This is a genomic window from Kineococcus siccus (assembly GCF_009906795.1).
In the GTDB taxonomy this organism is placed as follows: domain Bacteria; phylum Actinomycetota; class Actinomycetes; order Actinomycetales; family Kineococcaceae; genus Kineococcus; species Kineococcus siccus.
Genome location: NZ_JAAALN010000377.1, coordinates 1 through 1,741 on the forward strand (window position 1 = coordinate 1; position 1,741 = coordinate 1,741).

General features: G+C 72.2%; 1 protein-coding gene. It reads right to left on the minus strand.

Going from position 1 to position 1,741, the window contains the following annotated elements:
• On the minus strand, positions 1–1,709 hold a 1,709-nt coding region (locus tag GTR02_RS21560), incomplete at its 3' end, for a glycosyltransferase family 2 protein (RefSeq protein WP_205709793.1).
• Positions 1,710–1,741 lie beyond the last annotated feature (32 nt).

Below are 1,741 nucleotides of genomic sequence, written 5' to 3' on the forward strand. Positions count from 1 at the left end.
GGGTTCGGGACCCGCGGCAGCGTGACGACCCGGGGCGCGGGCGGGCGCCGCAGCCGGGCCGCGGTGGACAGGAACGGCGGCAGCAGGCACACGAGCAGCGCCACGTAGGCCCAGAACCGCATCATCGGGTGGTCGTGGCCCAGCACCTCGCTCACGCCCAGCGCCACGACGAGCAGCGCCGCCCACGACAGGTGCATCCGGAACGTGCGCACCCCGTCGACCGAGGAGCTGCTGCCCTTGGGCGTGATGGTGAACCCGCCACGGCGGCCGGTGACGGCGCGGAAGAGCGCGTTGACGTACAGGGGCGCGGCCAGGACGGACATGACCATGCCGCTGACGCCCGACGACCCCTCCTCCTCGTGCGGGCTAACGTTGTGGTGGCGGTTCCAGAAGTAGATGCCGACCTGCAGCGCGGCGGCGTTCACGTACAGCGCCAGCCACAGCTGAGTGGCCACCACGACGCCACCCGCCCCCGTGAGGAGGTAGGCGACGATGTTGAACATGCCGAGGACCCAGGAGACGGCCGCCGAGGGGTAGTAGGACATGAGGAGGCCGTAGTGCACGAGCCGTCGCAGCGGCAGCGCCCGCACGAGCCGCGGGAAGGAGCGCAGCAGGACCTCGTCGGTGCCCTGGGCCCACCGCTGCTGCTGGGTGAAGTAGTCGCCCCACGAGGTCGGGCCCTCCCCCACCGCGAGCACGTCCGCGGTGTACACCGAGCGCCACGGCCGCCCCGTCGCGGGGTTGCGGCGCGCGTGCCACTCCAGGCTGGTCGCCGCGTCCTCCGTGATGGAGTCCTGCAGACCACCGATCTCGCGCAGCGCCGAGAGGCGCACGGCGTTGTTCGTGCCGACGAACATGGCTGCGCCGCAACGGTTCGCGGCCCGCTGGAGAACGGAGTGGAACAGGTACTGCTGGCTCTCCGCGCCGCGCGTCACGACGTTGTCGTAGTTGCCGTAGACCTGCGGGCCGACGACGAAGGCGACGTCGGGGTCGGCGAAGTAGCCGACGAGGCGCTCGACGAAGTTCGGCAGCGGCACGTGGTCGGTGTCGACCGAGACCCACACGTCGTAGCGGTCGCCGGCCGCCTCGAGCCAGGCGTTGTAGTTGCCGTGCTTGGTCTTCGCCTTGTAGGTCCCCGACGGCTGGTTCCACCGCGCGACGCCCTTGCGGGAGAAGTGGTGCACGCCCAGCTCGGCGCACAGGGCGCGGACGGCGGGGTCGTCGCCCTCGTCCAGCAGCCAGACGTCGTAGGGCCCGGCGTGGCGGACCTCGAGCGCTGCGAGCAGCGTCCGGCGGGCCAGGTCGATCGGCTCCTTGCTGGGGACGATCGTCGTGAGGAACGCCACGCGCAGGTCCGCCGACGGCAGCAGCGGTTCCACCTCGCGCGCGTTCACGGTGGCCAGCGCGAGCGTCGTGACGTTGAGCAGGCGCAGCAGCTCGATGACGCCGATGGAGGCCACCGACGCCATGCTCACCCAGTGCAGCCAGCTGCCGTCGGCCACCGGGAAGTGGCTGGGGTGCAGCAGCCAGAGCACGAACACGAGTTCGCAGGCGATCGCCGCGAGGACGAGCACGCGGCCGGCCACCGACCGCCAGCCCCGCGTGAGCGGGCGGAACGCGACCTGCCGGTCGGCGGCCGTCCAGGCGCGCGGCTCACCGGTCAGGCGGCTGTACTCCTCGTAGGGGTACGCCGGGTCGAAGCGGCTCACCGGAGGACCGGGGCGGCGGGGGGGAGGTGGAC